The 6,093-nt window shown below is 63.9% G+C and carries 5 protein-coding genes; all 5 read left to right on the top strand.

Translation table 11 applies throughout. The features are described from left to right. On the top strand, positions 1–1,417 hold a 1,417-nt coding region (locus tag KTQ37_RS08005; protein WP_218629980.1), incomplete at its 5' end, for a hypothetical protein. Positions 1,418–1,497: 80 nt separating this feature from the next. After that, positions 1,498–2,235 (top strand): SapC family protein, encoded by a 738-nt coding sequence (locus KTQ37_RS08000; protein WP_218629979.1) that lies wholly within the window; start codon positions 1,498–1,500, stop codon positions 2,233–2,235. Between the two features lie 22 nt (positions 2,236–2,257). Further along, on the top strand, positions 2,258–3,976 hold the full coding sequence (locus KTQ37_RS07995) for a type I secretion system permease/ATPase (protein ID WP_218629978.1): 1,719 nt from the start codon (positions 2,258–2,260) through the stop codon (positions 3,974–3,976). Positions 3,977–3,986: 10 nt separating this feature from the next. Further along, positions 3,987–5,429, top strand: coding sequence for an HlyD family type I secretion periplasmic adaptor subunit (locus KTQ37_RS07990; RefSeq protein ID WP_218629977.1), 1,443 nt, complete (start codon positions 3,987–3,989; stop codon positions 5,427–5,429). 102 nt (positions 5,430–5,531) lie between these two features. Beyond that, the gene (locus KTQ37_RS07985; protein ID WP_218629976.1) at positions 5,532–6,071 is read left to right on the top strand and encodes a GNAT family N-acetyltransferase; all 540 of its coding nucleotides are present in this window, start codon (positions 5,532–5,534) and stop codon (positions 6,069–6,071) included. The last annotated feature ends 22 nt before the right edge of the window (positions 6,072–6,093 follow it).

Here is a 6,093-nt window from a genome sequence, read left to right as displayed (position 1 = left end):
CGACACGGGTCTTGGCGGCGTGACGATCTTCATCGACGTCAACGGCAACGGCCAACTTGACGATGGTGAGAATTCCGCGGTGACTGCATCGGATGGCACTTGGTCGATGACAGATCTGGACTACAGCTACGACGGGATGACGGTTCTGGAGGTTCTGCCTTCGGGCTATTATCAAACGCTCGGGATGGCAGGCTACGACATCGTCGGCACTTCAGGTAACGACCAGACCAATCTGGACTTTGCCAATACGAAATTCGGCTCCATCGAAGGCTACAAGTTCTTCGACGAGGACCGTGACGGGACCTGGGATGAAGACGAACAGGGTGCGCTTGGCTGGACCATTGAGCTCTATCTCGACGGAGACATGAACGGCAACGGGATCCTCGACGATGGCGAGGTGGCCGACGGCATCCTGAACGGCGAGGCCGTCATGGCGATCGACGTTTCGGGTGAGGATGGTTCGTGGTCGTTTGACGGGCTCTACCTGGGCACCTACTTCGTCAAGGAGGTGATGAAACCCGGCTGGCTGCAGACGACGCCCATGCTCAACGGTGACGGTGTCTTCAAGGTGGTCGTGGACGAGTCGGGCGAAGTCGTGATCGAAGCGGTCAGCGCCGACCCGAGCAGCTATGACGAGTTGCCCAACGGCGGGATGCTGTGGTTCGGCAATGACATGATCGACGGACCGGGTGTGCGCACGCCGGGCTTCTGGCAGTCGAACCTCGGTCAGACCTACTGGGATGGCATCGAAAACAACGACGGCATCATTCCGGGAACCGGCAACACTGAGGAGAAACAGGGCGAGAACTTCGCCGAGAACGACCTGTTCTGGCTGAACTACGCGGACAATGGCTATCCGGCCGGTTACCCGACCAAGAATGGGGAGCCCGCGCTGTTGGTCGGTGACTGGAATACCGACATGGACGAAAATGACGAATGGCACTTTGATTCGACGGCCAATGGCGGCGTTGTCGATATCATAGATTACTCTCTGGATGATGCGCTCACCGCCTTGCAGGGCGGAACGAGCGGATCGAAAGGCAAGAACCAGGATTATGCCAAGACATCGACTGTCGAGCGCAGCCTCGTGGCCTCTTGGTTGAACTACCTCGCGGGCAATCCGGTGGATACGCCGACCGAGGACGGTCATGACGTGGCCTACTGGATCGACCAGGCGATCCTCTATCTCAACTACTTCGAGCAAAATCCGGCGACGAACCGCAAGGAGGGTAACGCCGGCTGGAACGTCGGTCTGGATTATGATGGCGATGGTGACATCGACGAATCCGGTGCCGCGATCCAGGCCGCGCTTGATGGCTGGAACAATTCCGGCGAACTCGACGGCTACTCCGTGGCCTTCGATGGCGACAACGGCTCGGACATCACGGCGCAAGCCTATTACGACGCGGTCGCCTGACATATCATTGCCGGATCCGGGGTTGCCCGCCCCGGGTCCGGCCTTCATGCCCCAATGCCCCAATTTCCGGAGTGATTTCTATGAGCACGCATTCCTTGCTTGCCGACGCCGTGCCGCTAACCCCCGAGCGCCATGGCAGCTATTCCCTTGCAACCGGCGAAGGCTATGCCGCGTTCCGAACCATGAATGTGGTGCCGGTGCTGGTCGACGAGTTCGCGGCGCTCGCGCATGACTATGTGATTGGCTTCCTCAAGCAGGGCGATGGTTTTGCCCCCGCCGCGCTGCTTGGGCTGGCCGAGAACGAAAATCTCTATGTCGGCGCCGATGGGCGCTGGAAGGCCGAGTATGTGCCCGCGATCCTGCGTCAGCAGCCTTTCGTCGCGCGGCGCAGCAAGGATGGCAAGAAGGGGGTGCTGTGCATCTCGGAAAGCCATCCGGGCCTGAACACGGAAGGCGAGGGCGCCCCGCTTTTCGATGAGGATGGTCGCCCGGGCGACCTGGTCAGCCGGGCCCAGCAATTCGTATCGCGGGTTGCGCAAGGGGCATTGCGCACCGAGAGCTTCTGTGCCCGGCTGGCCGACCTGAACCTGCTCAGCCCGATCCGCACCGAGATGAAGCGCGCTGACGGCACCGTGCGCGCCATGCGCGGCGTCTTCGCGATCAACCGCGAGGCGCTGGACAAGCTGCCCGCCAAGGTTCTGGGCGCGATGCAGAAGGACGGCTCGCTCGAGGCGATCCACCTGCACCTTTACACGCTGCGCAACCTCAACAGTCTGGCGAACCGGATTCAGACGAGTGGCACCGGACCGCTGAACTAAGCGTTCACGGGAGGATGCGCACATGACACGACAATCGGCCCTCGAGGCAGTTCTGGGCGCGGGTCGCCGGCAGCTTCCGGCGCTCGTGCTGCTCAGCTTCTTCAGCAATCTGCTGCTGCTGGCCAGTTCGATCTACATGATGCAGGTCTTCGACCGAGTGCTTTCGAGCGGCTCGGTCGATACGCTGATCTGGCTGACCGTCATCGCGCTGGTGGCGCTGGTGGTTTACGGCGTGCTTGAGATGGCGCGCCGCAGCGTTCTGGCCCGCACGGGCGAATGGATTGAGGCCGAGCTGTCGCCGCATGTCATGCGCCGCACGATTCGGCTGCAACTGGCACGTGGCAACAGCTTCGCCGGGCTCAACGATGTCTCCGACCTCAAGAAATTCGCGGCGGGCGATGCCATTCTGGCCTTTCTCGATGCGCCATGGTCGCCGATCTTTATTGCGATCATCTGGCTGATGAATCCTCTGCTGGGGATGATTGCATTGGGCGGGGCAATCGTGCTCTTCGCCATCGGTGTGCTGAACGATGTGCTGACGCGCAACAGCTCCGCCGAACAGGCGCGGGCGCTGCGCGATGCACGCTCCGACAGCGGGCGGCTCTTGGCCAATGCCGAGACCCTGACCGGGCTTGGGATGGTGGATGCGGTGATCCGGCGCTGGCAAGAGCGGCATGCGCTGGCCAGTGGCCGCGGGCGGTGGGCCGCGGACATGACGTCGCTGCTCTACAATATTTCGCGGGTGCTGCGGCTTGCCTTGCAGATCGCGATCCTTGGGGCGGGTGCCTGGCTGGTGCTGCAGGCCGAATTGACCTCGGGTGGGATGATCGCGGCGTCGATCATCCTGTCGCGCGCGCTTTCGCCGGTGGAACGCGCGATCTCGGCGTGGAAAAGCTACGGTCTGTACCGCACGGCGCGTATCCGGCTGATCAAGCTGTTCAGCGCCGTCCCCGAACCGCAGGAGCGCATCTCGCTTCCGCGTCCCAAGGGGCAGCTGGTGGCGTCTAACCTGCGCTACATGTCGCCGCAATCGGGTGAGGCGATCGTCAAGGATGTCAGCTTCGCGCTCATGCCCGGTGAGGCCTGTGGTCTGCTTGGCCCCTCGGGTTGCGGCAAGACCACGTTGTGCAAGCTGCTTGTTGGGGCCTGGCGCCCCACCTTCGGCGAGATCCGGCTGGACGGCGCCGATGTGGCCGAGTGGGACAGCGAGGAACTGGGCCGGTATCTGGGCTATCTGCCGCAGACGGTCGAGCTGTTCGCCGGGACCGTCGCCGAAAACATCGCCCGCCTTGGCGAGATCGACCAGGATGCCGTTCTGACCGCCGCGCAGGCCGCGGGCGCGCATGAGATGATCCTCGCGCTGCCCAATGGCTATGAGACCGATGTGGGCGACTTTGCTGATCGTATCTCGGGTGGGCAGCGCCAGCGCATCGGGCTGGCACGCGCGCTTTACGGCGACCCGGCGCTGGTGGTGCTGGACGAGCCGAACTCGAACCTCGATGGCACCGGCGAGATGGCGCTGTTGCAGGCTCTTCGGGCGCTCAAGGCGCGCGGCACGACCGTGGTTATCGTCTCGCATCTTCCGCACCTTCTGCATCTCGCCGACAAGGTTCTGGTGATGCAGGACGGCAAGGTGGCCCGATTCGGTGCGCGCGACGAGGTGCTGCGCGAGATGATGCAGGGCGGGCGCAAGGCGCCGGGCAAGGCGCGCCCCGCCGATCCCGCCAAAGTGGCCGAGTGAGGGGGAGACGATGACAGTGATGCTTGTCCGAGCCTTTACGCAGCCCTCCCCGGTTGGAACCCTCGCGTTCATTGGCGCGGCCATGGCGCTTCTGCTCGTGGCGCTGAGCGTTCGTTCGCGCCGTGTGCGGTCTTATGTGCCGGTGGGTGGGAAGCCGCTGGAAGCGGCCACGCTGCGCGCCCGCGTGATCGGCTTCGCGACGATTACGGTCTTCTTTGGCCTCTTCGGTCTGTGGTCTTGGTATGCGCCGCTGGCCAGCGCTGCGCTTGCGCCCGGCGTGGTCAACCCAGATGGCGCGCGCAAGACGGTGCAGCATCTTGAAGGCGGCATCATCCGCACCATCCATGTGCGCGAGGGCGATCGGGTCGCGGCTGGCGCGACACTGGTCACGCTCGACAATGTGCGGGTGCTGACCCGGCTGAACGAGTTGCGCGAACGTCAGGTGGTCTTGCTGGCCACCGAGGCGCGACTGGCGACCGAGGAAATCGGACAAGATGAGATCGCGTTCGATTTCCCCGCCGAATTGCAGGTGGATCACGGCCGCCAGATCGAGTCGGTTATGCAAGGCCAGACCCGTCTGTTCGAGAACCGCCGCGAGACGCAGCTTGCCCGGCGCCAGATTCTGTCGAGCCGCATCGAGCAGCTACGCGAAGAGATCATCGGCCTCGACGGCGTCATCGCCTCGCAAAATGTCCAGCTGGAGCTTCTGCGCCAAGAGATCGGCGTGACCGAAGACCTCTACAAACAGGGGCTGCAACGTCTGTCGCCGCTCTTGGTGTTGCAGCGGCAAGAGGCCGATCTCATGGCCGAGCAAGCCTCGCATCGCGCCAACATCGCCCGGCTCAAGCAACAGATCGGCGAGACCGAGCTGCAATTGCAGGCAACCGATCAGCAGGCGCTCGAAGAGGTCAGCACCCAGCTTGCCGACGTGCGCGCCGAACTGGCCGGGCTGCGCAGCCAGTTGCCCGAACGTCTGGATGCGCTGGCCCGTTCCACGATCACGGCGCCGATCGGGGGGCAGGTTCTGAACCTTCAGGTTACCACCGAATCCGGCGGCATCCTGAAACCCGGCGGAGATATCCTTGATATCGTGCCGGACGAGACGAACCTGATCATCGACGCGCGTCTGCGTCCGCAGGATATTGACGCCGTGCGGCCGGGGATGCCTGCCCAGGTGATCCTGACGGCCTATACGCAGCGCAATCTGCCGCGCATCTTCGGGACGCTGCGCAATGTCTCGGCCGACCGGCTGACGGATGAGCGCACCGGCGAGCCCTATTTCCTTGCGCAGGTCGTCGTGCCCGCCGAGGAACTGGAGGTCTTGTCCGGCGATGTCCAGATGAGCGCGGGGATGCCGGCGGATGTTATGATCCTGACCGGCGAGCGGACGCTGTTCGACTTCCTGCTCAAACCCTTCTCGGACAGTATCCGGGCAAGCTTCCGCGAGCGTTGAGCGGTGTTTGGGTGCGTTCCGTTTTTCGCGGTTTGCGCCTAGACAGGGACTGTCGATGCACCGGTTCTGCGGATGTATCGACGGACCCAAAGGAGGCCGACCATGGACATCACCACGACCAGCGCCGGGCGCGAGGGCGAGATCTTCGCGCTTTTCGAAGCAACCTTCGCGGCCTCGGAAGGGGCGGATGAGGGCGCGCAGATCGGCGATTTCGTCCGCGACCTGTTGGCCAGCACACCCAAGGCGGATCTGCGCGTCTTCTGCGCGCAGGATGGCGGCGCGCTGATCGGCGTGGGGAGCTTCTCACGCCTGCACTACCCCGAGGATCCGCGCGGCGTGTTCATCCTGTCGCCCATGGCGGTGGCCACGGAGCGCCAAGGGCAGGGTGTAGGCCAGGCCCTGCTGCGCGCGGCACTTGCGGCGCTGAAATCCGAGGGCGTCGATGTCGCGGTGACATATGGCGATCCGGCCTATTATGGTCGGGTCGGGTTTGCGCCGATCACCGAGGCGCAGGCCCGCGCCCCCCTTCCGCTGAGCTTCCCGCATGGCTGGCTCGGGCGATCCCTGACGGAGGAGGCGATGCCCGCGCTTGCCGGGCCGTCGCGCTGCGTTTCGGCCCTGAGCCGGCCCGAGCTTTGGTGAGCAAGCTATTGTCTGCATCGGC

Source organism: Sedimentimonas flavescens (genome assembly GCF_019264375.1).
In the GTDB taxonomy this organism is placed as follows: Bacteria; Pseudomonadota; Alphaproteobacteria; order Rhodobacterales; family Rhodobacteraceae; genus Rhodobacter; species Rhodobacter flavescens.
The sequence above is the reverse complement of the archived record's forward strand: the minus strand, read 5'-3'. Positions and strand labels throughout refer to the sequence as shown.

Excerpts from the sequence above, each read along its gene's own strand:
- KTQ37_RS07985 (WP_218629976.1), top strand. The coding sequence starts at position 5,532 with ATGGACATCACCACGACCAGCGCCGGGCGCGAGGGCGAGATCTTCGCG.
- KTQ37_RS08000 (WP_218629979.1), top strand. The coding sequence starts at position 1,498 with ATGAGCACGCATTCCTTGCTTGCCGACGCCGTGCCGCTAACCCCCGAG.
- KTQ37_RS07990 (WP_218629977.1), top strand. The coding sequence starts at position 3,987 with ATGACAGTGATGCTTGTCCGAGCCTTTACGCAGCCCTCCCCGGTTGGA.
- KTQ37_RS07995 (WP_218629978.1), top strand. The coding sequence starts at position 2,258 with ATGACACGACAATCGGCCCTCGAGGCAGTTCTGGGCGCGGGTCGCCGG.